This window comes from candidate division KSB1 bacterium (assembly GCA_034521575.1).
GTDB lineage: Bacteria > Zhuqueibacterota > Zhuqueibacteria > Residuimicrobiales > Krinioviventaceae > JAXHMJ01.
This window is the reverse complement of sequence record JAXHMJ010000003.1, coordinates 278,037-302,388: the sequence shown is the minus strand read 5'-3', so window position 1 is coordinate 302,388 and position 24,352 is coordinate 278,037. Positions and strand designations below refer to the sequence as shown.

Sequence of the window (24,352 nt, the reverse complement as noted above, 5' to 3'; positions counted from 1 at the left end):
CCCGGAGAGGACGGACACTGGACACAGAGTGTCCGGGCTGCATTCCACAAGAGACTGGCGGAACGATGGAAAGAATCCTGTCAATCCTGTCATCCGGTCCAATGAAAGGCTGCGGGGCAGCAAAGAGTTTGAGTAGAGATGATTTTTAGACCGGATCGGAGAATGCATGTACATGCCCGCAAATGACAACACTCCGCCCGGCACTTGGTGCCCGGCCGGAGCAACGATTCATTTGATCAATACCATTTTGCAGGATTTCGTGTAGCCGCTCGATGTTCTCAAATGATAGAAATACACACCGCTGGCAGCAGACTGCCCAAGCGCATCACGGCCGTTCCAGCGAATCTCCCTGAATCCGGCATCTTTTTCCGCGTCCACCAGCGTCGCGATCTCGCGGCCGCGCAGGTCATAGACCTTGAGCGTCACGTGCGCCGCTTCCGGCAGTTGATACGAGATCGTAGTGGCCGGATTGAACGGGTTCGGGTGCGCCGGATGCAGACTGGCCTCGGTGATGGTCTGAGCCACCGGTTTGCTCAACTCCGGATTGGTCGCATATGCTTCCCCGTCGCCACGCGCCAGTGCCGTCAACCGGTGTTCCGGATAGCGCTGTGTGAGCTGATTCAGATACCTGTCGGCTTTTTGCGCGTCCGGCAAAAAACACCGGTACAGCTGCGTCAGCTGGTACAACGTGAAGGGTTCGTATCCGCTGCCCGTAAGATCCTGCAAGGCCTTTCGACACAGACTCTCCGCGGCTTTGTAATCGCGATCCTTGATCGCCCGGATCACAGACAAATCGTGAACCACGGCGCGCGTCTCCAGCGGCAGATTTTTCGAACGCAGTGTTTTGAACCAGGATGACATCCCCGGGATATTGTGCTTGTCCGAGATATGAAACACCTGGCACAACGCCTTGCGCGCATAAACCGACGACGGAAACCGCTTGATGATCTGTTGGTTGATGTCCAGAGCCTGATCCGGGTCCTGATCGTGGTAACGCACGTACCGGGCGTACTGCCAAAGAGATTTGGGATCGTCCGGATCAATATGTTTCGGGTCAAACTCATCCACATATTGCTGACCGGCTGCGCTTTTTGAAAGCGGAGAACCGCTGCCCGGAGGTTGAGAAGAAAGAGGAGAGGACCGGTCCAGAGAACAGCCGCTGCCGACACTAAACTGCGAAGCATTGGGCGGATATGCGCCCCAGTAACAACTCCGGGCATCGGCAGAGGACCAGTGCAGCAACAAAACATCATAGGGTGTGCTGTTTTTGACCGTATTGTACCCGGCCTGGGCAGCGTCTCCGAGTCTGCCGTCGCTGTATACACCCAAAATGATGCCGTTATCGCCGGTATTGTCTTTGATCAGATTCAATCCGCTGGTTCCGGTTTGCACAAAATCCGGTTCACCGTAATAAAAACACTGCACCCCGGTGCCATTGTCGCTGATGGTATTGTTGAGCAGCAAGGGAGAGCCGCTGTTATAGATATTGATGCCATTGGTGTTGTCATGGATGTAACAATATGAAATTTCAGGTGAACAGGATTCCACATAAACACCATAATCCGCCTTGCTGATTTCACAATAAGACAACTCACTGTTGTTATCCGCGTTGACAAACCGAATTCCGTACCAATAACCCGTGTTACAGGTAAATTCAACAGGGTTAGCGGAAGTGCCCTGGGCATCGAGCGTGCCGTTGACAATGAGTTCGCATTTGGAAGATGATGCGCCTCCGGACTGATCATCACCCTCTAAAAAGATGACCTGAACGCCTGAGGATAGGGTTAATGTCACTCCGGATTCCACTGTGATATCTCCGCCGATATAATATGGACTGTTGGCGGATGTCCAGGTGGTGTTGCTGGTCAGGGCGCCGGACCAGTAATTGGTGATAAAATCTGCCATAATGATATCTGTGTCATTTGGCTTTTGGTGAATATTAACGACAGCCTTATGAGTAATAACATTTTGATTAGAGGTTCTATTACTGCTTATATATCCACTTGAACTCGGATTTGTTACATCTGAAAAGTGTTGAATAGATGCACCATTGTAAAAATCATCAGAACTACCATTATAAGTTGTGACCAGCTGGTCAAGCAAATCGGTTCCGGAAACAGGGTCCGGCGTTAAACCTGTATATCTGCCGTTTGCACATTCAATATCAAAATCACCACGGATATGCCAAATTAATAATCCTGTTCCTTCATAAAGGGCATCAAACCCTGTTCTCTGGTGGTTCGATATTAAAAAATACTCTGATGCGTTGATCGGGACTTTGAACAATTTACCATCACTCGTTCGGATATCTTTTATTTCCTGATTGAATAGCGAGGAATTAACATCAACATACCTACTTCCGGAAATCCAACCCAACTCGTTACATAAATTCTCAGTACAGATAGGGTTTGCTCCTCCCACACCTTGTGAATTTTTTTGCATTATATTAAACATTAAAGCATACATACCATAATACCGTCTATCAGAATTATCAGGCGGATGACCTAGACCCAATTGATGACCATACTCATGAGCAATGGACCACTCAAGCATATCTTTATCTTCAAATGCTTGGGTAGTACCTGGTCCTGTGTAATGTGGAAAGGTATGGCCTCCTAGAGTTGAAACCGCAGAATGATGTGTAAATATGTCGGGACTTAAATTGACAAAAACTATGTCAACATTATTAAAAGCAGTAGGATCATCATTATATACTTTCCAAAATATCTCCGTATTAAGATCAGCCAAGCCCTGAGTACCAGTACAGTAATCTTTAAAACAACATTCGTAATAAGATCGATTATGATCAGCTATATAGCATTTATTCTCATTAGGTGAAGGTCTGATAGCGGTATTCAAATGTACATGATGTTGATTGTAAGACATTTCTTCAAAAAAATTCTGAATAGAGGCTTCAATATCAGAACAGTAATTTGGAAGTTCATGCTTATCCGGATGATTTGGAAAGGAAACATATATATTCAATGCATATACATTCGATGTTGTTGGTGGAATAGATTGACTTGAACCTAACTTTGATAATCCATCCTGATAGTGAACACATCTTGCCTGTTCAGTTGCAAAAGTAGAAGGGACTATAAACAGAATCAGCATCCATCCTATCATAGTGATTTTAATTGTCTGAATCATCATTGCTATATCCTCCATTTTAACTATTTTGTTACAATGAGTTTACGAGATTCTAAAAATTTTCCAACAGCCAATTTATATATATAGACACCGCTACTCACCTCCTTTCCGGATTTGTTTTTCCCATCCCATACAACAGAATAATTCCCCGCTCTCTGTTTATTATCAAATAGTTTAATAACCTCCTTTCCTGTGAGATCAAAAATTGTTAATCGGATATCTTGTGGGATTTTTATGTTTAATGAAAATTTAATTGTAGTATTTATATTAAAGGGATTGGGATAATTTAACAGTTCACCAACAAAGGGAATTTCTTCGACAGTTTCCACATTTGTAATGGTTGTATCTCCATACATCGCTCCATTGACGCAGGCACCTTTCAATATTGCTCCTTCTCCCTCTGATATACGCCGAACAAGTCCAACATCAGGGGCGAGAACATCTCTGAAATCTGTATGAATTTCTTCAATTAAAGTATTATAATAATAACAATGTTCAAATAATCCTGCAGGTGTATGTATGACCACACCCGTATCCATTAATGTATATTTATATGTAAAGTCATTAAAATGATAATGCCAAACAGCGCCTTGAGGAACATTTAACTTGTAAACAATGTGTTCATCTTGAGGTGTATAGCTTTTTATCCATACCTGGTTTAAAGAATCTTTACGATAATATTCAAAATGTGTCTCCTCTCCCCAGGGAGAGCCAATTGTTCGTACATAAAAGCAATAGTAATCTTTATCATTCATACTAACTGTATCTGTAATTTCATATATATCGTATCCATTAATATCTGTACGTTCATAAATCCAACGGTTTCCGATTTCTAATGGAAAATAGTCTTGACCATACGTGGTTTTACACAAAACAAAAAAAATGAAAGTGAAACTATATCTGATGATAGCTTTTTTCTTTGAACTCGTAAATACCACTAATCCTCTGAGCAAATATAGAAATTTATTATAGTTATTCATTGTTTATCAGCCTCCATCAGAATGAAAAGAAACGCACAACACATTCGAATATTCATGATTCATCCTCCCTATTTGATTAATATGGTTTTAACCCATTCCATTTCCCCGCCTGACAGTGTTATACGGCAAAGATACACTCCGGCGGGTACCGGATTTCCTTGATTATTTGTTCCGTTCCAGACCAGTGTATTGTTTTCGTTCCCGCCCGGCTGAGTAAATCTTTTGACCTCCTTTCCTGTTATATTATAAATAATGATGTTTGAAAATCTCCCGGACATTGTCTGCAAAATCACCCTGGAATTAAACGGATTCGGGTAAACCCGGCAGCGATCTATCTTCTGTGTTTGTGTTGGCTGGTACTGCACACGATTGGTCAGCCGGATTGATCGGTATATCTCCTCGGATCGAATAGAATCCCCATGGTCATAAATACGCGCAAAATATAATTCCCGGCCGTCAGAGGAGAGGCAGGGCGCCATTTCTGCCTGCTCCGTATTGACCGGGGGGCCGACCGGTTCCGGCGCGCTCCATTTTTCCCCATCCCAGCTGGAATAAATAATATCCCGCCCCCAGTCAACATGATAATCAGCTCTGAACCAAATGGTTTTTCCATCTGACGAAATAAAAGGGTAGCTTTCCCAAGAGCGATTTCCATCATAATAATCAAAAAATAAGGTCGGAAATGACCAGCCCGTATCGGTCTTGACCGAATACATGAGATCCGGGGGATACACGGTTTCCCAGTAATGCGGCCCTTCAAAAACCAGAGTATCCCCGCCGCTGGAAATACAGCAGCCAAACTCCATGCCCGGCGTATTGATGGGCGGACCGATATTCTGCGGTCTGCCCCATTGCCCCTCTTTACACTCCGAGTAAAAAATATCCCAACTGTTATACGTGGTCCAGCGTACAAAGTACAGAGTCCGATTGTCCGCAGTCAGAGAAGGTGAATGCTCGGACGCCGAGGTGTTGATATAATCCGGCAGGGATTGTACAGCTCCCCATTTATCTCCGTTTCGTTTACAGTAAAAAATGTCCGTGGTACCGCCAACATAACTCGTGAAATACAACATCGAGTCATCCCTCGTAAGAAACGGGTGGCTGCGTGTATGTCGGCCGTCATTGATGGGGGGACCCAGTTTGACAGGTTCACTCCAGCCCTGAGCGCACAATGAATGGGCTTGAATCACAATATAAACCGCACAACAAATCATGAAAATCGGTTTCATGGGCATCTCCGTGGTTTATAGTTTATTAAAAATCCAGAGTCTGAAACTCCATTATGTTTCACCAAGATGGTCACGTTTATCCTGAGAAATGAACATCTTTGTGAAAAACAAATTCTCTCTCACGATCAATACTGTTGTCGCCGATCCGATTAAACAAAATTGACGTCCCCTGTGCTCTTTTTGTTTAAAGTATACCAAGGAATCTAGCTTTGTTCTGTAGTCAATTAACTGCTGTATTTCAACCAAAAAAGCGTTTACCGATTTTTCATTTTTATCACCGAGATCTATCGGTTTTTGAAACGTAATGATGTCTGGTGTTCCAATGGATTCATTCCAGTTTACCTGAATATTGTTTTGATATTTGGCTCTTAATACGTCCAGCGCAGACAATTGCGCTGTTTCAATATTACCCTTGGAAAATACAATACCAGTAAATATTAACAGTAATATTAAAGCTACCTGGATTTTTGTTTTCATTTTATACCCCTTTTTCATGTTACTTTTTGGTTTTATCTACAATGTGCTGTTGAAAATACGACAGACATAGGCTGGGACCACCTCCTTTTACTTGCATTTTGTTTATTATTAAAGTAGCAAACAAAAAGGGCACACTGACCTGGGTAATGCTCTGAAATCACCTTGCCAGGATGATTCATTTGTTTGCACGTTCAAGACGGTGCTCGCAACACCGCTTTTTAATCAAAAACTACCAATCCGCTATTCTCGCATTTTCCGCCAACAGCATCAAATGACTCCCGTCAGAATTTATTCTATATATGGATGATTCTCTATTGTTAACCGCAGTGAAAACAATATACTTTTCATCCGGTGACCATCTTGGATAATTGTATATGATATTTTCAGGAGTTCTTACAACTTTAATTCGGTTAGAGTCCAGGTCAAGTATTGTGATTGAGCCTTGACTTTCTTCCATTCTCAACATATAAACAAGCTTTGTGCCGGTCGGTGATACGGATGCTGTATAACTACTGCCGTTCAGCGTGTTCGTGATCCTGATAACATTTGAACCATCTCTGTTCATTTTGTAAATATCATAATAATGTTTGCCTTTAATATTATGCCGGTTGCTGGCAAAATAAATATCCTCTCCGTCAGGTGTAAAGCATGGCGGACCAATATCTTCAAGGCTATCTGAAGTAACTCGGCAAATATTTAGAGTTGTACTATTTATCAAATAAATAAATCCAAACATGAGCCCCAATTCCGCGGCAGGCCAAAAAACAAAAGCAATATCAATCCCATTCGGATGCCACGCCATATATGCTCCCCATACCAGTGGTTTTCGATTGCCCCCGTCTGCATCCATTACAACTATTTGGAGTCCCGCTGTGGTTGAGCCTTGTTCTGTATTACATACTATTTTTGTCCCGTCGGGTGACCATCTTCCAAAGCTGTGCCACCATTGACCGCTGGACATTTGCTGAATGCCTGAACCATCCGGATTCATGGTATACAGCTGATCCTTGCCCGAACGGTTGGACGTGAATAATATCTTGTTGTGCCCGGCGTTCCCATTGTAGATCAGGGGGCTTTTATCCATTGAACAGTTACAGAACAAGATGACAATTGAAAACAAATATCGGATTTTTATTTTATGTTTTGCAATCAAAGCCCTCGTTATTCACACCAATCACAAGATGTTACTGAATTGTCATCGATTACTTTATGCAAGTTTGTCCCGTTTCGATTGATCATGTACAAGTTCCATATCTGTGGGCTATTATGACTAATTGCTAAAAAAATAATTTTTTTCTCATCCGGTGACCATGCTGGATAAACATACCCCATATCAGATGAGTTGTTTGTAATTTGTCTCAGATTTGATCCATCACTACTTATTTCGTATATATCGTTTGATTTTTTAGAATAGTCTTTCATAGAAAAGGCTATTTTATCGCCCGAGGGAGAAAATGTCGGATGAATTGCTCCAGATGGGCCACAATACTTTGGATTATTGAATTCCGGATAATTTAAGACAATAATTTTCATTTGAGAATCCAATTCTGTTGAAAAAGCTATTTTGGTACCATCTGGTGATATGCTGCGATGTCCCGCATAATTTTCTGATAGTATAACTACATCTGTTCCATCTGGTTTTATACCGTATAATTTAATATCAATGTAATTATATATATAAAGTATCAAATTTCCATTCGGTTGCCATGTCATCAAAGACCCATGCCCCAAAAGTTTTCGATTGCCCCCCGTCTGCATCCATTACAACCATTTGGAGTCCCGCTGTGGTTGAGCCTTGTTCTGTATTACATACTATTTTTGTCCCGTCGGGTGACCATCTTGCAAAGCTGTGCCACCATTGACCGCTGGACATTTGCTGAATGCCGGAACCATCCGGATTCACTGGTATCAGCTGATCCTTGCCTGAACGGTTGGACGTGAATAATATCTTGTTGTGCCCGGCATTCCCATCGTAGATCAGGGGGCTTTTATCCGTTGAACAGTTACAGAACAAGATGACAATCAAAAACAAATATCGGATTTTCATTTTATGTTTTGCAATCATAAAGCCCTCGTTATTCACACCAATCACAAGATGTCACTGAATTGTCATCGATTACTTTATGCAAGTTTGTCCCGTCTCGATTGATCATGTACAAGTTCCATATCTTTGGGTTGCCGATTGAATATGCCAGGAAGATAATTTTTTGACCATCAGGTGACCATTGTGGTTGTATATAAGGCATATTTGATGAATTATTGGTAATTCTTTGAAGATTCGAGCCGTCCCGTTTTATAATAAATAGATTATCATTTGGAATGGATTCTTCTTCTCTCTTTGAAAATATCAAGTATGCACTATCCGGTGACCAATTAAAATCATTTCCAACCACTTGAAGTTTCTGTATTTTCGTCATCTCTGGAAAATTTGCGATATTAACTTTCGGCTCAGGAGGATTTCCTATATAATCAGGTTCGACGAATAGTAACGATTGGCCACTTGGTGAAAAAATGGGACTGCCACCCCTCCATATCAATAGGTAATCGCTTTCTTTTAAAATCTTGTAAATTTATTGAATACAAATAAATACCATATATTCCAATTTCCAGAGAAGGTGCAAAGGAAAAAACAATAACATTACCATCGGGATGCCAAGCCATTTGGTTTCCATATCCCAGTAGTTTTCGATTGCTCCCGTCTGCATCCATGACGACCATTTGGAACCCGGCTGTGGTTGTGCCTTCTTCTGTATTACATACTATTTTTGTCCCGTCGGGTGACCATCTTGCAAAGCTGTGCCACCATTGACCGCTGGACATTTGCTGAATGCCTGAACCATCCGGATTCACGGTATACAACTGATCCTTGCCTGAACGGTTGGACGTGAATAATATCTTGTTGTGTCCTGTGTTCCCATTGTAGATCAGGGGGCTTTTATCCATTGAACAGTTAAAAAAGATGACCATAACCAGGTACAAAACCAACACTAAAAACCTTGCATATTCAACATTTTTTGGTGTATTCTCAGCTTTTGACGGGAAATCCACTATTGTCACTCTACTATAAAGAGAATGAATTATTAAGCTTTTAAAAATGTAAATTATTTTCATGTTTAATAATCCGGGTTTTTATATGCTAACTCCACATCATGTCAAAGTCAAAATGCATCATTTTTTATACCTTTGCGCATCTCAAAAGATTTCAATTATCACCTATCCGATTAAACAAAAGGAAAACTCCGCATCCGAAAGGTGTTCTGTGCCGTGAATTTCGCGGTTCCGTGGTATTTCCTTTTCCTCTCTGACACCGCCCCGTCACGCTGCGCAAACCATTGATGCATTCGGCGTCAGATGCTTCTCCCGACCCTCAATACCACCGACCCTCTGCAACTTTACAACCTAAACTATTAAAAGTCAAGCATTATTTTGATTGAATTGACCCGTTTGGCGTTTTGTGCTGAAAGACAAGTTCGAGCAACAGGAGTCGCGGGGTGTATAAAATGATGCCCGTGAATAGAAAAAACAAAGCATCATTACAAAACAGACAAGTTCCGGGCCAAAGATTTTGCATTGTTTTTAAATGGTTTAGTGGAAACCCGATCTCGAACCCTGCGAAAATGATTCGCAGCCGGTGAAAATATTTCGCGGGGTGTATTTTGCCATGCAGACCGTGAACTCAAAGTTTGGCTGCCCGTCAGAATCCATCTTTTGTCGTACAACTGTTTTTGTTGTGCGACAAATGAAAGGGGCAGGGCATGGCCTGGTGCCTTTTATTTTATTGTGCCGCGACCACTCGTCGCACAATGTGGGAATTGTACGACGAGGTCGGTAATTTTGGAGTGCAGAGTCCGCGATGCTGCCGTTCAGGGCGGACACTGGGAATTAGGTTGTCCGTCACAATAGGTGCCGGCCCTACACCAATCTCTACTGCAAGGCTGTTTCCTGAAAACTCGCGGATATTTCACTCCAAAATGATCATGAAAGCATCTGCTGGCCGGTGTGTTGGATTGGAGGTGGAACCTCCCGGCTTTTTGTCGCGCCGGGGTGGAACCCCGACGCGATCCTTAAATTCAGGATCGAGGATCCGTTCCAGGATCGTGCGGGGGTTCTACCCCCGTCACGCTATATAGCAGAGGGTTCTACCCTCTGACCTGATCCACGCAGTTTCAGGAGGTAGAACCTCCGACTAACCTGCATGACAAAGTGAAACTCCGAAACGAAACAAAGTTTCGTGAGCAATGACGCACTAAAATGATATTTTGGTACGAGTGGGTGTAGAGATGGTTACCAGACAGGATTGTCCGGATCAACAGGATTGATATTGAATTAAAGGCTCATATCATAATATCCTGTAAATCCCGAATATCCTGTGATCCGGTCCGATGAGAGACTGCGGGGCAGAAAACATCAAGTATGGTATAGTGAAGAATACCGGCACGTCAAGAAAACAGAGGGGGTAGCGGAAGACAGGCAGCCGAGCGGCCGGCCTGCGTTGTTCAGCAGGACGGCAAACCGGCTGTCAAGTGTTTCCGGTATGGGGTTTGTTTGATCTATTGAAAAAATACTATATTATCACTTTGCAGATGCCGGTTTAGTGAGGCGGTGCCCGCCCCCTGTCCTACTTTACTATCGGCAACATTATTACAGGGCGGGCAGCCTGGCTGCAGCGAAGGGGAGACCTCCCCCTCAAGAAGATAAACCAGTCAACACCTTTGTACATGCCGAAAAGGGCAAAAAATACGAGTCATGTATTTTCAGGATTGTGCCGCGACCACTCATTGCACGTCTGAAGAGCCGTACGATGAAGTCAAGTTTTGCATGGCAATATCCGGGATGTTGCCGAACGGCGGGATGGGTAGGGGGCAGGATAACAGGATCGTCCGGATTGACAGAATCAAAAGCCAAAGCAGGAATCCTGAAAATAAAAACATCAATGCCTCAATCATACCGAGGCATCATGACGCTTTGTTTTGAATTGTGCCACGACCCTTCGTCGCAAAGCACTGGCGAATGTATTCTGTCCGGGAATACGGGCACTGGACACAAAGTGTCCGGGCTGCATTCCGTCAGAGACTGACGGAACGATGGAATCCTGTCAATCCTGAATATCCTGTAATCCGGTCCAATGAGAGATTTAGATCAGTCCGCCCTCTCCCATGTGCCGCACAACAGGCAAGCTGTAAAACAAAAACAGCACCCCGAGCGTTCACCGGGATGCTGTTCTCATTCCATAATCTATAACTGATCACTCGGCATAAAAATCACTCATAATCCACAGCCAGCGGCTGGAGGGGTGCACCCAAATTTCTTTCCAGTTGTAACAGTTTTCCGTCGGCCAATAGGGTTCATCGCGGTTGAAATGTGTCTGTACACCCACGGGCAGTCCGCCGACGATATCGCCGCTCATGGCGCTGTACTGGGAGGCGAATCGATAGCCTTCGCCGTACATCAGGCTTTGATTGAACGGATTGCGTCCCAGCACCCACTGCAGCTGATGATAACCCAGGACCATCAGATCGCGATCGTTCAGATATCGGCCGATCCGCACCAGGCCTTTGGTCTGGGAGATACTCGTCCCGCAATTGCCGCGAAAGGTTTTCCACACCGGAAACCGTTTCAGATAATAATGCGGGTCCAGTTTGACACCGTTTTTGATTTGTTCTTTCTCGACTTTATCTTCGGCGGTGCGCAGGTCATAGATCCCGGCCGGGATCATGAAATACGGATCGGTGTACACGGAAATCTGTTTGTAATACTCTGCGTACATGCGAACAGCGGACTCCCAGTTTTCCGCGTTCGGGGATTCCGGAAACAGTTCAAGCAGGCGCACCAGTCCCATTACCGATTCCTGTTCGTGTCCGCGGTGCGCGTAATGCAGAATCTCCTGCTGTGTGGAGTCCCGATAAAAGAAACCTTTGAATTGCGCGCCTTTTGACAACGGTTCGCTCTGCTGACACGCCAGGATATAATCGGCGTATTCTGCAGCCGCGTCTTTATACGGCTCTTCCCCGGTCGCCTCATAAAGAGTTAATGACGCATTCAGGGCGGCTGCGGCCACATCGATATTGAAATAGCGGTGGCGCTGCCGTGCAAACCGCCAGTCCTCGCGGGCGCACTGCAGGGCGTAATCCGCCTTGAACGCATCCGTGTCCTGCAGCGCCATGCCGGCCATGGCTTCGGTCTTGGCAGCGACAAAATTGTCATAGGAACTATGGCGGGCGCGCATCGACACGTCATCCACATTACCCAGAATACCGTCGGTCCAGAAATCCATGGTGGCCCAGGTACAGCGGTAGCCGTTTCCAAAGCGGGTTTTCAATACCCAGTCCAGTCCCCATTCCGCTTCCTGTTTCAGTCGCTGCGACAAGTCCGGCTCTGGATACGTTTCCGCCAGCCTGAGCATGGCATAGACAGCCTCGGAGGTATTGGTCAGGCCCTGGGACAAATCTCCGGCATCGTGCCAGCCGCCATTGATCATAATCGTGCTGTCGCCGTGCGTACAGGTCCAGTCGCGGTGATTCTCGTTGTGAATACCGGGCACCTCGGTGCCGCAGCGCTGACAGTAAAAATGATTGATGCTCTTGACAATGGTGCTGCGGTACAGGTCATCAAAGGAAGCGATCCTGAACGGCCGGGTTTGCAGAGTTCCGGCGCTGAGCACATAGGTTCCGGGCGCATTGATTTCACTGAAATCCAGCACCTGGAACCGGCCCAGCGGTGTTTTCCGGATGTCGATGCGTTTTTCCAGCACCGTTGCGCCGGTTTTCACGTTCAGCAGCGAGAACTGTTTTGCGTCAACATCCGATACCAGCGCGGTTTTCGGGAAATCAAGCGCATAGCCGACATGGCTGTAGGCGATCTGTCCCGGCGCCACATTCCAGCCTTCATAGTGATCGGGCTCGACTTTTTCCAGATTCATCTCGTCAAAATAATACGCCGCCGTATCGGTCGCGCCGGGCTCATTGCCCTGCAGCCGATAGCGCAGTTCAACGGCCGTGACCTGGTCGCGGCCCAGATGCTCGATTTCCCAGTACACCTCGTTCCATTTGCCGTTTTCCAGCAGCACATAGTTTAAACCGTTGCGGTCATAGGGTCCCGGCACTTTTTCTTCGCCGTCATTGTGAAACACCAGACTCAGCACCACCGTACGGAATCCGGGCAGATCCGGGTATACCTGAAAACTGATGCGGTTCCAGTCGCTCCAGTCCTGGTTGTCCACCGGATAAACGGCGCGGGCGGCGCCGAACGGCCGGCCATTTTCATCACCAGGCTCTTTACCTTTAGTGGGACAAGTCAACAGCAGCGAGGTTTCGCCCTTATTCACCTGATCTCTTGACAATCTGAGAGACCCGAATCCCTCGTGCCGCCATTCGTCCATGCTTTCCATGCCGGATAAAGACCGGGACTCGAGCACCGGTTTTTGCGCCCACAAATATTCCATGGTATTCGCAGGATCAAAACGCATAGGCATGTCCGGCAGGTCTCCGGCCGCGGCCAGCGCTGGTAAAAGCACGGACAGCATTAAAATACAACTGAATTGTTTCATAATGTCCTTCCTGGTTAGTCACTCATTATAACATGATCCATCCGGACGCTTATTTCGAATAATAATCCGCCCAGACGTGACCCGGATCCAGTTCCACAGCCTGTTTGAATTCCTGCTGTGCCTTGGCCATGTGTCCCAGACCTTTATAAGCCAGACCTGCTAAATAGTGATCGGCAGCCTTTTGCTGGTCGCGGGACAATCCGCCTTCAAACTGGCGGAAAAAGCGGTCGTCATCCTGCGACTGGGCGCGGGCCAGCAGATTTTCAAACAAATCTTTTGCCTTTTCGGTTTGTCCCCGTTTTTCCAGAGCCAGTCCGTGATAATACAGGTATTCCTGATCGCGGCCGCGTTTTTCGACCGCTACATTCAGACAATTTTGAAACGCTTCTTCGGCCTGATTCCCGTGACCGAGTTTCTCATGCGCCAGACCGGTCAGATAGTGAAACTGCGCCCAGCGGGAACGGCCCCAGCGGCCGACGGGATAGGCCATGGCGGTGGCAAAATCCTCGAGGGCGCGTTCATAGTCGCCGTTCCCGAAAAACTCCAGTCCGCGCAGGGTGTACGCGTTCAAATAGGTGTCCTGCATTTCACGTCCGCCCTCGAACTGCGGGAACTCGTTATTGAGCAGGATGTCCAGCGCCTCATTGTATTTGCCCACTTCAACCGAACGCGTGGCCAGTCGCAACAGGCTCTCGGTGCGTTCAGCGACGGTTTCTTTATTTTCCTTCAGCAGCGCGTATTTCTTTTGCGAGGACTCTTTATTCTTTTCGTACAATTCATCCATTTCAAACAACAATCGCGGATCGCTGCTGTTTGCGGCCACAGCCCGTTCCATGCTTTGCATGGCTTTTTGTACGTCGCCCTGAATCTTTTCATAGGCCAGAGCCAGATTGCGGTGTACGATATAGAACGAGTCATCCAGATCACGCGATTTTTCCCAATAGTCAACCGCTTTTTGCGGCTGATGCTCGTAAAACAGATTACCCAGATAATAGGGCGCCTTGGCATCCTGCGGATTGGATTGCATCGCCTCGTTGAGCACGTGCACGGATTCCCAGCGGAACGGAAAGCAGTAGCTGTGCGGCATGCGGGATGCTGTTTTGTAATAGTCCAGGGCTTTTTCAGATTCACCCCGTTTATCGGCGTAATACCCCAGATAATAATGCAGCATGGGAAAGGTCTCGCCTTTGGATTGCAGACGCCCGAGCACATCCGAGGCCTCGGCGTAAAATCCGGCATCGCCATAGGTCACCGCCAGCTCCAGATACGACTGCACCTGATCGCGCATGATCCCGGACAATTCCGTTAGACGCTCCCGCGCCGCGTCGGCTTGTCCGGCTGCTCTCAGATTCAAAACGCATTCATTGACGGCCTGATGATTCAGGACATCCATTTCCAGAATGGCTTTGCTCTGAGCCATAGCTTTTTCATGCTGTCCCAGTTTTCTCAAAATAATTGCCCGCAGGTTTAAGGCGCGCAAGTTATGGGTCTGAGTGGAAAGGGCCCGATTCACATGTTCCAGAGCGGTTTCGAATGTACCGCGCTGACAGTCGATTTCCGTTAGCTGATAATAAGCCGGGGTATGCCAGGCGGAACTCCAGGAGGCAGCGTAAAAGAGATCATAGGCTTTTTCCAAATCACCTTGTGCCTTGTGTACAAATCCCAGATAATACTGCGCTTCGCCGTCTATGGCGCGGGTATAGTTTCGGGTAATCCGGTCCACAGCGGTCTGCAGATACGACTCGGCCGCATCCCAATTGACATCCTTGATGGCCAGAATTCCGAGCTGGGTATTGACATTGTAATTGCCGGGATCGCGTTTCAGGGCTTCCTGGTAATAAGGCATGGGATCCACAGATGCATTGTAAAACTGGTTCAGACGCAGTCCGGTGAGATACAACTCTTCCACGCTTTCAATCTCCTCCGGTTCTGCCGGCGGCTCCAGCGGTTCCGGCATGGGCTCATCCGACTGCTTGTAATCAGCGGGTTTGTAGGTAAGCAGCACCTCCCCGTCAGCGCCGGTCAACGACACTGTCAAGTCATCCTCGGTCACGCCGGCCGGCAGATCGACATCGGCAGTGTAAGGGTCGGCCGGACTGATTCCGATGGATTGTTCAAACAGAATCTCTTTGTTTGCTCTCAGCTCCACCACCGCGTTGTCGTGCGGCGACGTGGTGTTGATACGCACGGCCGCGGTTTGATCTGAAACCTCGAAATTCAAGGCGCCGTTGCGGTTGGCGTATTTCAGTCCGCCCAGTTCGCGCACCGGGAACCAGATCATGGTCACATCTTTACCCTCATAGGGCTGCAGCCAGCTGTAATCCGGCTGATTGTCCGTATAGGCGCCGGCCATGAGTTCAATGTAATGACCGTCATTGTCGGTGAGTCCGGCATTGGCGCGGTCGCCGCCCGGATTGTTGCCCCAGGCCCAGAACTTCATGCCCGGTGAGGTGTGATGATTGCCGATCCACACCGTACCCGCTTCTTTGCCGTGGTCATAGCCGCCGAAATAGTCTTCCTGCGGGTCCCAGGAAAAAACGAAGACGGCACACCGATATTTTTCCACCAGCTGATATTCACACCCTCATAGTCATAGCGGTTATAGCGCCGATCCGCAACCGGCCAGGTGGTCATTTCGCGTTTGGCGTGCTGGGTGACATAGCGCACAGACGGCGGAAAAATCACCTGATAGGTGGTGTCCACATGCACGGATGGATTGGCCCAGAACAAAAAAGAATTGACAATCGGCGTGGGATTCATCGGACGAATGGTCATTTCCACCAGCGATGAATTCGGATGAATGGTATATCCGACGATCACGCGCATGCGGTGACGCCGGTCCGTATTGGCGATCCAGATGGTAGAGCTTGCCGTCATCATGATCAACCACCTTGTAATCCATAGGCTTGACCGTATTCGGACCGTGATGGTGCGGAAAGCCCCAGGCATTGGAACCGGAAATCCAGTACCCGAGCATACCGATCAGCGACGGTTTGATCACCTTGTTTTTGTAAAACCAGTTGTAATTGTTGGTCTTGTCCAGGGCCGAATAAATACGTCCGCCCAGCCCCGGCATGATATCCAGATCAATATATTCATTTCCAAATTCAACGATATGATACGACCGGTCCTCTTTGACCCCCGTCAGATTATCATTCATCGGATAGGGATACATCCGCCGCTGCACGCCCTGATGGGTGCCGCCCTCGTAAAAACGCGGCATGGGATTGGGCGGATTCACCAGATAGGTGGGGATGACCAGCGAGTCTTCCCGCACCGTAATGTCCGCCATGCCCGTGTTGAGCATCGGGTACAATGCAAGCAGGACAATAATCGTCGCAGTAGCTGTGATCCGGCTTTTAAAATCAGTTTTTGTTCTCATCTTGTACTCCTTATTAAATGTCTCAAACCACGGCTGTCCGGTTTCCTGTACCGTCAGTTATAACAGCCTGCGGCCAACAATTCTCAGTTTAGCGTTCGGTTTCTGTCAACCGATTTTCATTCTCCCGTCAACATCTCCTTTATTTTACATGAACCATCTTTCCGAGATCAGTAAATTGTCCCGTATTCGTTCGAACATCAAGTTTATAATAGTAAATGCCACTCGCCGCATCAGCCGTCCATTGAATACTGTGCAGACCGGCATGCTGCTGTCGATTCACCAGCGTTTCTACCGTTTCACCGAGCATATTCAGGACCGTAATCCTGACATGCGCATCCGAAGCGATTCGATATTCAATGGTGGTAGCGGCATTGAACGGATTGGGGTAATTCTGATAAAGTTTATGTCCGCGGACAATCTGTTCTTCTGTTTCAACACGTGTCGACCATTCGTGCAGACTGCAGGTCCCGGCCAGAGCGCGTCCCGCACTGCTGAGCACAAACCGGACGCTGTCATTCACAGACCAGGTTTGATCCGCCGGTAATTCAGCAACAATCCGATTACCGTTCACCGGATCCGGTGTGATGTGTTCAGTCTGCAAGGCCTGTGGATGATCGCCGGTAATTTCCAGAGCGACATCACAGTCGGATTCAAGATCTGCGGGGACGAACATCAATTCAATCAGAGCAGCCTCTGACTCTTCAGTGAGTTTCAGGTCGGCAATGAAATGCAAATTGGCATGCGACACGCCGGCAAGTCCGACGGTCGGCGCATACAATTCAGTCCACTGCTTTTGCGTGGTTTGTCCGATCTGCGCCGGTTCAAAGAATTCACGCGAATGACCGGCCCACAGTCGAATATACGGCCGGCGGCTCACCTGCGGCTGTGCAAAGGGATCGATATCCTGACTCGCCGGATATCCCCAGGCCCAGATTTTGATACCGGGCGTCACACGATTATCCGCCACCCGAATCAGTCCCTCGCCATTGTCCTGGTTGATCACACCCCAGTAATCGGCATTCGGGTCATCCCAGGGATAGGCAATGCCGTCATTCACCCAGTTTTCCCAGTCACGCAGGACGTTAAACGTATACATATTGCGTTCGCCGGCTATTGATTCCTCCTGACCGGCAATATCCGGATACCAGGGCGGAATTTTGACTTTGGATGCAGGAATGACGAGTTCCGCACCCCGAGTACAGCGCGGGGTTTGCGGATCTGATCCGGGCGCCAGAGTCAGACAGGTCCAGTATTCATAATCCAGCTCTATCGCGGCATCATTAGACACGATGACATCTGCCTTGAGAGAGCTGTGACCGCTGACCAGCGTTACTGTAAAATCGCAGGTTAATCCGGTCACACCATATTTCCACTTGCCGGTATTGATGTCATCCAGCGCCACACTGTCCCGCCAGGACATGCGCACGGAAACGCTGTCTTTAGTTTGTGCGATCACCTCAGCCGTCCAGGGCAGCAGCCAGGCTTTGCCGTGTTCCGGCTCCGGCAGCGTCGGGAATATGCCGCCGTAAACCATGAGCCATTTGTAGTAAAACCAGTCCTCTCCGATCCCGTACGGCGTGCCCACGGGATTCTGATACAGCTGCTCGTGTCCGGTCGGTTTGTAAATCATGGACAGGATGCGGCCGCCGTACCCGGGCACCAGGGTCACACGCAGATAATCATTTTCCAGGACCAGCCCCTGAAACGTGCGGCTGACCGTATCATAGGGGGTATCAGACCAGGATTCCATCATATTATCGTCTGTTAATTGATAATCAAAGGTATGCCAGACAATCGTCGTATCTCTCATGCTCACGGCTGCGGGCAGGCTCAGGGGGATTATCAGAATCAGTATCATCAAAAATGCTCTTGTCATAAAAAAATCCTCTCGAAATTGCGGTTGTCGAAAATTGTGTCCGCGCAACCGGCGCGGTATAATTTGCAGGTTCAATCCTGTCCAATACATGATACCAGCCTGTAACGGTTAATATCAACAAATCATTCGGTTTGGAACAGATCCGGATAGAGCGTACGCATCACCAGCTTGGGTTCCCGGTCCACGGTAAACAGGCCCCAGTGCTTTTCAGCGCCCAGGGGATTGTTCGGATCGCCTTTCCAGGGTTCGTCAAAAGCTTCGAACCAGAACGTGGTGATATTCATTTCAGATGCCCATCCCATTAACTGCCGATAGTATTGCAGTTGTTTTTTCTCACTGGCGCGTTCGCCAAACTCGGACGCCTCGCTTGCCCATCCCGCCTCTGCAATGACAATCGACTGTTCAGGCAGAGCGTTTTTGACCCTTGATAAATTTTCGATCGTATAGGACAATCCCTGGTCAATATCCTTTCCTTCCCACACCGGGTAGGTGTGCACCGCCAGAAAATTCACTTGCTCAGCCAGTTCTGCGCCCTGTTCCGCCCACCAGACATAGTTTTCAGCGACGGTCACAGGCTGGGCGATGGACTGTTTGACCTGTTTGACGTAGGAAATGACGGTATCGGTTTCCACCATATGATCATTCCAGGAGACCAGCGCTTCGTTGCCCACGTTTACCGCGACAACAACCTGATCATAGGCATCGGCCAATTGAATAGCCCGCTGAATTTCCCGCTTGTTCTTGCGTTTGTTTTCAGCCAAAACCGATTCGGGGATGGGTTCAGTCAGCCACGGACAGCCCTCGTGATTGCTGACCTCGGCGTCCAGCCAGATGCCCAGCATGACCTTGATGTCCAGATCATTTTCTTTGATCATTCTCAATACGGAGCGTGAGTTCTCCCCGGAATCGTACAAGCGCACGAGACGAAAATCCGTCTGCTTTAGCAAGTGCAGATCCTCCAGAATCTCCTCATCACCGGGATTCACGGCGCCGTCGCCGCGGTCCGGATGCTGTCCCCGCCGGAATCCGGAATAAGACACGGCTTTGGCGACATCCGCTATCAACTCTGTCTCGTCCTGTTTGAGAGAAACCGATGGAGGATCGGATGCCCTGCGGCAGGAGCCGAAGAAAAGGGAAATACCAACGAACACACTGAAAATATACAATATATTTTTTTTTGCTGTCATTTTTGCTCCTCAAATGAATTGTGAATATGTGTAAACATGTCTGTCCGGGAGATCAATCGTATCTTACAATACAACGCGTTATGAGGGCGAATTTGAATCATACACCCTCATAACCAGGCTCTCGAACCTGATGAATCCCCTCACCAATAACCACCGTCTCCCCAAACGGTTACCACAGTAATTCTTATTTCAACAGAACAAGCTTGCGGGTCACGCTCATTCCGGGGGTGGTCAGCCTGCAAATATACAGTCCGGAGGATCTATTTCCGGCATTCCAGTCGATCTGATAGGTACCTGCATCCCTTTCCTCTGACACCAGAGTGGCCACGCGCCGACCGGTCATATCGTAAAGCGCCAGATCAACACGCTGCTTTGCCGGCAAAGTAAAAGAAATCGTGGTCACCGGATTGAACGGATTCGGCGCATTCGTCAGCCTGAACTGATCGGGGACATGGGCCTGTCGCTGCTCCACACCGGTACTCACTTTGCCGAACACCTGCAGCTCATAGATACCATAGCCGCTTTCTTCTCCGCCGGCTTTTGCATAGAGCCGAAGGTATTTGCCGGCGACCGAGGCATCGGTGCTCAACCGGTCCACGCCGCCGTCACCGTCTGTGACCTCGGCGATCACGGCATAATCGGAAAAATCCGAGGTGTTGGCCACCTGGATTTCATACTCGCCGGCGTAGGCTTCATCCCAGCAGACATTGACCGTGCTTACAGTGTAAAATTTATTGATAAACAGTTTATTCAGATCCAGGGACACCCATTGCTCGGCGCCGGCCTCACTCACCCAGCGGCTCTGCATATCGCCGTCATTCACATTGCGCGCACTGATGGTTTCATCACCTGAAGCATCTTTGCTTACCGAGGAAGCCTTGGCGATATTGTTCAACACGATATTGGTGCCCACCTGCAGATCAACAGAGACCGTATCAGAGGGAGCGTCATCCGCCTGAACAATCAATAACGTTGAATAGGTGCCCAGTGACAAGGCGTCTGCCTGTGAATTGAGCGCCACATCAAAAAACTGTTCATTGCCCTCATGATCGTTCCAGATGACATCGATCCAGTCAGCGTCCGAGCTAACCGTTACATTTTGCAAAGTATCCGATCCGGTGTTTACCAGAGTAACAGTTTGTGGTTCAACGGATGCCGAGCCGCCACCTGACAAAGCAAAATTCAGTTCATACGGCTGCAGTCCCAGACGCGGGCCTTTGTTCATATACACGCGCACATAATCCACATGCATCTCGGCGGGCAGACTCGTGGAATCCGGGGGACCCGGCCACTGTCCGCCGACTGCCATATTCAAAATAATGTAAAACGGCTGATGAAATTCACTCAAACTTGCACCGGTGATGGAAAGACGGTTGTATTCCTGCCCGTCAAATTCCCAGCGAATGTACTGCTGATCCCAAATCACTGTATAGGTGTGAAATGCTTCAATATCCACATTACGTACTGATTGTCCATAGCTGGCAAGTTGACCACCGGACACCCAGTGTGCTGTGCCGTGAATGGTACTTTCACCGTTGATATTCTCCATGATATCAATTTCACCACAATCCGGCCAGCTCATATTGGAACCCAGCATCCAGAACGCCGGCCAGAGTCCTTTGCCGCGGTCCAGTTTGATCCGGGCTTCAATTTTGCCATAGTTGAATTCATAGCGGTCCTGGGTTTTCATGCGCGCGGATGTAATGCTGCGGTCGCGTTTGCCGGGTTCGCCGTCCACCTCGGCGCGAATCACCAGACAGCTGTCCCGTACAAACGCATTTTCGGGCTGATAATACTGCCATTCATCATTGCCCCAGCCCCAGCCGCCGTACCCGGTTTCCAGGAACCAGTCATCGGAAATTTCAGTATCAAATTCATCCTGCCACACCAGCTGCCAGCCCTGTGCCGACAGCGATCCGGTCACTATCATGATCAAAATAACAATCAGCCATTTCTCGGTTCTCATTAAAAATCCTTTTCTTCTACATTCAGATTAAAACAACAAAGCCTATTCTAAAACTCTGCCGCGGGTACGCGTTTTAATTTTATACAGCGAAGTCCGTGCGGTGATATACAACGTATCCCGATTTTTGCCGCCGAATACCAGTGTGGCGGGGCGCTCCGGCACACGAATCACATCTATCTGTTCGCCATCAGGATTGTACACATAGACATCGCCAGCCGGAATGTAAACATTGCCTTCATTGTCCACCGAAACATCCAGTTCACCGCGTTCGGCGAATAATTCCGGATCCGTCAACAAGCCGTTTTTATTGACTTTAAATTTATAGGTTTTTTGTCCAAACTCGTCCGCCATGTAAAACGGCTGTCCCGGAACCGCGCGGCGCAGGGAAACCGAACGCACCAGTCCCTGCCATTCGGGTATAAACACCCCGTTGTCCGGGGACACGTAATGATTCTTTAGGGGATTCGAATCGAGTCGATGAGCAATGGTAAAAGACGAATGGGTGGTCGGCGGATTATCCTCGGAATATGTGGTGATATCGAGAAAATCATGTTCATCCCGCCACATATGGCCGGGGATCAAGGCGATGGGCGCATTATGCTGATCCGGATCGACCGGCTCCAGCACCTGAAGCTGTTCTCCGTTTTGATCCGGGTCAAAGGCCACCACATGCCGATCCCGGGTGGTTACCAGCAGATTGCCGCTTTCGTCCAGGCCCAGCGCCACAGGGGAAAGGGGAGTGTTGCGGATCAGCGAGACATTCTGCTCTTCCGGAGACCATTTGTAAATATGATGGCAACGGGAATCGACAAAATACACATTCCCTTCCTGATCCGCCGTGGCGCCGGTGATAAATTCAAATCCGTCAATCACCTTTTCGACTTTTGCCCCGTTTGCAAGTACAGCAGAGGCAGCGGGCTCGTCCTGAGGCTGCGTTGGAGGATTCCCGGACAGCGTCAGTCGGGCGAGCTCCCGCTGTCGCACCTCAACACCGTGTGTTTGATCATAAAGGGTAGTGTTAAAACTGTAAACAGTCGGACTGTACACATGCAGTCCGCAAAATTCAATATTTTTTGATGAATTGACCAGAATTCCCTGCGGGTACGGTGAATTCATACGGATGACCCGGTACAGGTAGGTATTGGCAAACAGGAGATTTTCGCAATTCTGGATCCAGACCGGCAGCGCATGTCGACCTTCGGCGCTTTCCTCTTCCATCTGCATCACAAAAAATCTCCAGTTCGAGACATTGCGCAGCATGACTTCATTGCGCACATGATGTTCGAGGGACATGGCGTAGATGCGTCCGGGTGTATCCGTATCCGAGATATACAATCCGGCCTGGGCAAAGGAATTCGGGGTCCAGATATCTTTAAATGTGCCACCGCCGCCGTCCGTGATCCACAAGCTCGAGTACTGAGTGTCCCAGTCACGATCGCGATACGGATCACCGGAACGGAATTTGTTATACACTGGTACATGCGATCCGTCCGGATGATAGGTGCCGTGTCCGCCGACAAACCGGACATCATTCATATACGAGCGTTCACCGGCCATCCACTTGGCCGCCACCGCGCGTTCGTTAAAGGCGCCGGTATCCAGACCGATGCTGATTACGATCGCCTCACCGCCTTTGGCGGTTTCCAGCAGGGCGTTGGGTGAGCCGGGACCGGCAAACGCGTCCAGGTCATCGGCCAGAACCAACTGGGTGGTAATCGGATTCATTCCGATGAGCACGCTGTTGGGACGCAGCTTGATGGTTTCAGAAACGAGATAACGGCCGGTCGGCACAAAAATGACCCGGTGTTCCTGTACCGCCTGCCGGATCACTTCGGTATCATCGGTCACGCCATCACCGGCGGCGCCCAGGTCGCGCAGATTGACCCAGTCTTTAACATCGGGGAGTTCCGGGATATCGGACGCCACGGGCGCAGGCATCTTTTTCAACGGCTCCATATCCACCGTTGTTTTTACTTCAGGCACAGCGCCAAGATCATGCATCTGCATGCCGTGAGAAAATCATCGACCCGGTACAGGTCAGCCGGCGCCTCGATGCGTTTGCCGCTTTTGCGGAAACGTGCCAGAACCGGCGTTTCATGACAGACAATATTTTTAAAATTAAATTGCGGGCGCGCGTTGTATTCATCGCTGATCACCACGGCAGCTTTGGATATTCGATCAAACCGCGAATCAATAATAAACAGCTCTTCGGCGCGATCCGGATTGACCACCACGGCATGCGGCACATCAACAAACTGATTGCGAACCAGGGTTAACCCGGCTTCTTCAGTGGAAATGGCCGCCTGACGCTGACCTTTAAACATCGTATCGATCATTAAAAACGGCCAGCTGGGGGACGGTTTGGTGGTGATAATGCCGTAATCACCGCCGATAAACCGACAGTCTTCAATTTCATTGCCCACCTCTTCAACACCGGCTTTACCGTCTCCGATAAAAAAATCTACATGCGCAATAAAACAATGCTGGGCGTAATGCGAGCGCACCGCCACAGCAGCCGGATTGCCACCCCGATTTTGAAATCGATGTTGCTGATGGCGC

Annotated in this window: 15 protein-coding genes; all 15 read right to left on the bottom strand. The window is 48.5% G+C overall.

What is annotated here, in order from left to right; translation table 11 throughout:
* Positions 1–228 precede the first annotated feature (228 nt).
* The 15 genes from U5R06_09825 to U5R06_09755 all read right to left on the bottom strand — a co-directional run bounded on the left by U5R06_09825 (position 229) and on the right by U5R06_09755 (position 24,303).
* Positions 229–1,905 (bottom strand): right-handed parallel beta-helix repeat-containing protein, encoded by a 1,677-nt coding sequence (locus U5R06_09825; GenBank protein MDZ7723081.1) that lies wholly within the window; start codon positions 1,903–1,905, stop codon positions 229–231.
* A 1,268-nt stretch (positions 1,906–3,173) separates the two neighbouring features.
* Positions 3,174–4,130: a T9SS type A sorting domain-containing protein gene (locus U5R06_09820; GenBank protein MDZ7723080.1), complete on the bottom strand. Its 957-nt coding sequence runs from the start codon at positions 4,128–4,130 to the stop codon at positions 3,174–3,176.
* A 68-nt stretch (positions 4,131–4,198) separates the two neighbouring features.
* Positions 4,199–5,359 carry a T9SS type A sorting domain-containing protein gene (locus U5R06_09815; GenBank protein ID MDZ7723079.1) on the bottom strand — a complete coding sequence of 387 codons (1,161 nt, stop codon included), beginning with the start codon at positions 5,357–5,359 and terminating at the stop codon, positions 4,199–4,201.
* Positions 5,360–5,410: 51 nt separating this feature from the next.
* Positions 5,411–5,836, bottom strand: a complete 426-nt coding sequence (locus U5R06_09810) for a hypothetical protein (GenBank protein ID MDZ7723078.1) — start codon at positions 5,834–5,836, stop codon at positions 5,411–5,413.
* Between the two features lie 229 nt (positions 5,837–6,065).
* The gene (locus U5R06_09805) at positions 6,066–6,827 is read right to left on the bottom strand and encodes a hypothetical protein (protein MDZ7723077.1); all 762 of its coding nucleotides are present in this window, start codon (positions 6,825–6,827) and stop codon (positions 6,066–6,068) included.
* A 170-nt stretch (positions 6,828–6,997) separates the two neighbouring features.
* Positions 6,998–7,594, bottom strand: a complete 597-nt coding sequence (locus U5R06_09800) for a DUF5050 domain-containing protein (protein ID MDZ7723076.1) — start codon at positions 7,592–7,594, stop codon at positions 6,998–7,000.
* A 711-nt stretch (positions 7,595–8,305) separates the two neighbouring features.
* The gene (locus U5R06_09795) at positions 8,306–8,947 is read right to left on the bottom strand and encodes a hypothetical protein (protein ID MDZ7723075.1); all 642 of its coding nucleotides are present in this window, start codon (positions 8,945–8,947) and stop codon (positions 8,306–8,308) included.
* A gap of 2,134 nt (positions 8,948–11,081) precedes the next feature.
* Positions 11,082–13,382 (bottom strand): glycoside hydrolase family 9 protein, encoded by a 2,301-nt coding sequence (locus U5R06_09790; GenBank protein ID MDZ7723074.1) that lies wholly within the window; start codon positions 13,380–13,382, stop codon positions 11,082–11,084.
* Between the two features lie 49 nt (positions 13,383–13,431).
* On the bottom strand, positions 13,432–15,948 hold the full coding sequence (locus U5R06_09785) for a DUF5107 domain-containing protein (GenBank protein MDZ7723073.1): 2,517 nt from the start codon (positions 15,946–15,948) through the stop codon (positions 13,432–13,434).
* A gap of 33 nt (positions 15,949–15,981) precedes the next feature.
* Positions 15,982–16,764, bottom strand: coding sequence for a DUF5107 domain-containing protein (locus U5R06_09780; GenBank protein MDZ7723072.1), 783 nt, complete (start codon positions 16,762–16,764; stop codon positions 15,982–15,984).
* A gap of 139 nt (positions 16,765–16,903) precedes the next feature.
* Entirely contained in the window at positions 16,904–18,640 is a 1,737-nt protein-coding gene (locus U5R06_09775; protein ID MDZ7723071.1) for a DUF5107 domain-containing protein, read from the bottom strand.
* A 122-nt stretch (positions 18,641–18,762) separates the two neighbouring features.
* A complete protein-coding gene (locus U5R06_09770; GenBank protein MDZ7723070.1) occupies positions 18,763–19,827 on the bottom strand; it encodes a glycosyl hydrolase family 17 protein in 1,065 nt (354 codons plus the stop codon).
* Positions 19,828–20,011: 184 nt separating this feature from the next.
* The gene (locus U5R06_09765; GenBank protein ID MDZ7723069.1) at positions 20,012–21,793 is read right to left on the bottom strand and encodes a family 16 glycosylhydrolase; all 1,782 of its coding nucleotides are present in this window, start codon (positions 21,791–21,793) and stop codon (positions 20,012–20,014) included.
* Positions 21,794–21,835: 42 nt separating this feature from the next.
* Complete coding sequence (locus tag U5R06_09760; GenBank protein ID MDZ7723068.1) at positions 21,836–23,794, bottom strand: SMP-30/gluconolactonase/LRE family protein; 1,959 nt, start codon at positions 23,792–23,794, stop codon at positions 21,836–21,838.
* The gene (locus tag U5R06_09755) at positions 23,764–24,303 is read right to left on the bottom strand and encodes a hypothetical protein (protein MDZ7723067.1); all 540 of its coding nucleotides are present in this window, start codon (positions 24,301–24,303) and stop codon (positions 23,764–23,766) included. The genes U5R06_09760 and U5R06_09755 overlap by 31 nt, the downstream gene beginning before the upstream one ends.
* Positions 24,304–24,352 lie beyond the last annotated feature (49 nt).

What these genes read in the sequence shown, in the direction of transcription:
- U5R06_09825 (MDZ7723081.1), bottom strand. Translation starts at nt 1,905, where the DNA reads ATGGCAGATTTTATCACCAATTACTGGTCCGGCGCCCTGACCAGCAAC.
- U5R06_09815 (MDZ7723079.1), bottom strand. Translation starts at nt 5,359, where the DNA reads ATGAAACCGATTTTCATGATTTGTTGTGCGGTTTATATTGTGATTCAA.
- U5R06_09780 (MDZ7723072.1), bottom strand. Translation starts at nt 16,764, where the DNA reads ATGAGAACAAAAACTGATTTTAAAAGCCGGATCACAGCTACTGCGACG.
- U5R06_09775 (MDZ7723071.1), bottom strand. Translation starts at nt 18,640, where the DNA reads ATGACAAGAGCATTTTTGATGATACTGATTCTGATAATCCCCCTGAGC.
- U5R06_09770 (MDZ7723070.1), bottom strand. Translation starts at nt 19,827, where the DNA reads ATGACAGCAAAAAAAAATATATTGTATATTTTCAGTGTGTTCGTTGGT.
- U5R06_09795 (MDZ7723075.1), bottom strand. Translation starts at nt 8,947, where the DNA reads ATGAAAATAATTTACATTTTTAAAAGCTTAATAATTCATTCTCTTTAT.
- U5R06_09810 (MDZ7723078.1), bottom strand. Translation starts at nt 5,836, where the DNA reads ATGAAAACAAAAATCCAGGTAGCTTTAATATTACTGTTAATATTTACT.
- U5R06_09760 (MDZ7723068.1), bottom strand. Translation starts at nt 23,794, where the DNA reads ATGCATGATCTTGGCGCTGTGCCTGAAGTAAAAACAACGGTGGATATG.
- U5R06_09805 (MDZ7723077.1), bottom strand. Translation starts at nt 6,827, where the DNA reads ATGAATCCGGATGGTTCAGGCATTCAGCAAATGTCCAGCGGTCAATGG.
- U5R06_09790 (MDZ7723074.1), bottom strand. Translation starts at nt 13,382, where the DNA reads ATGAAACAATTCAGTTGTATTTTAATGCTGTCCGTGCTTTTACCAGCG.
- U5R06_09765 (MDZ7723069.1), bottom strand. Translation starts at nt 21,793, where the DNA reads ATGAGAACCGAGAAATGGCTGATTGTTATTTTGATCATGATAGTGACC.
- U5R06_09800 (MDZ7723076.1), bottom strand. Translation starts at nt 7,594, where the DNA reads ATGCAGACGGGGGGCAATCGAAAACTTTTGGGGCATGGGTCTTTGATG.
- U5R06_09820 (MDZ7723080.1), bottom strand. Translation starts at nt 4,130, where the DNA reads ATGAATAACTATAATAAATTTCTATATTTGCTCAGAGGATTAGTGGTA.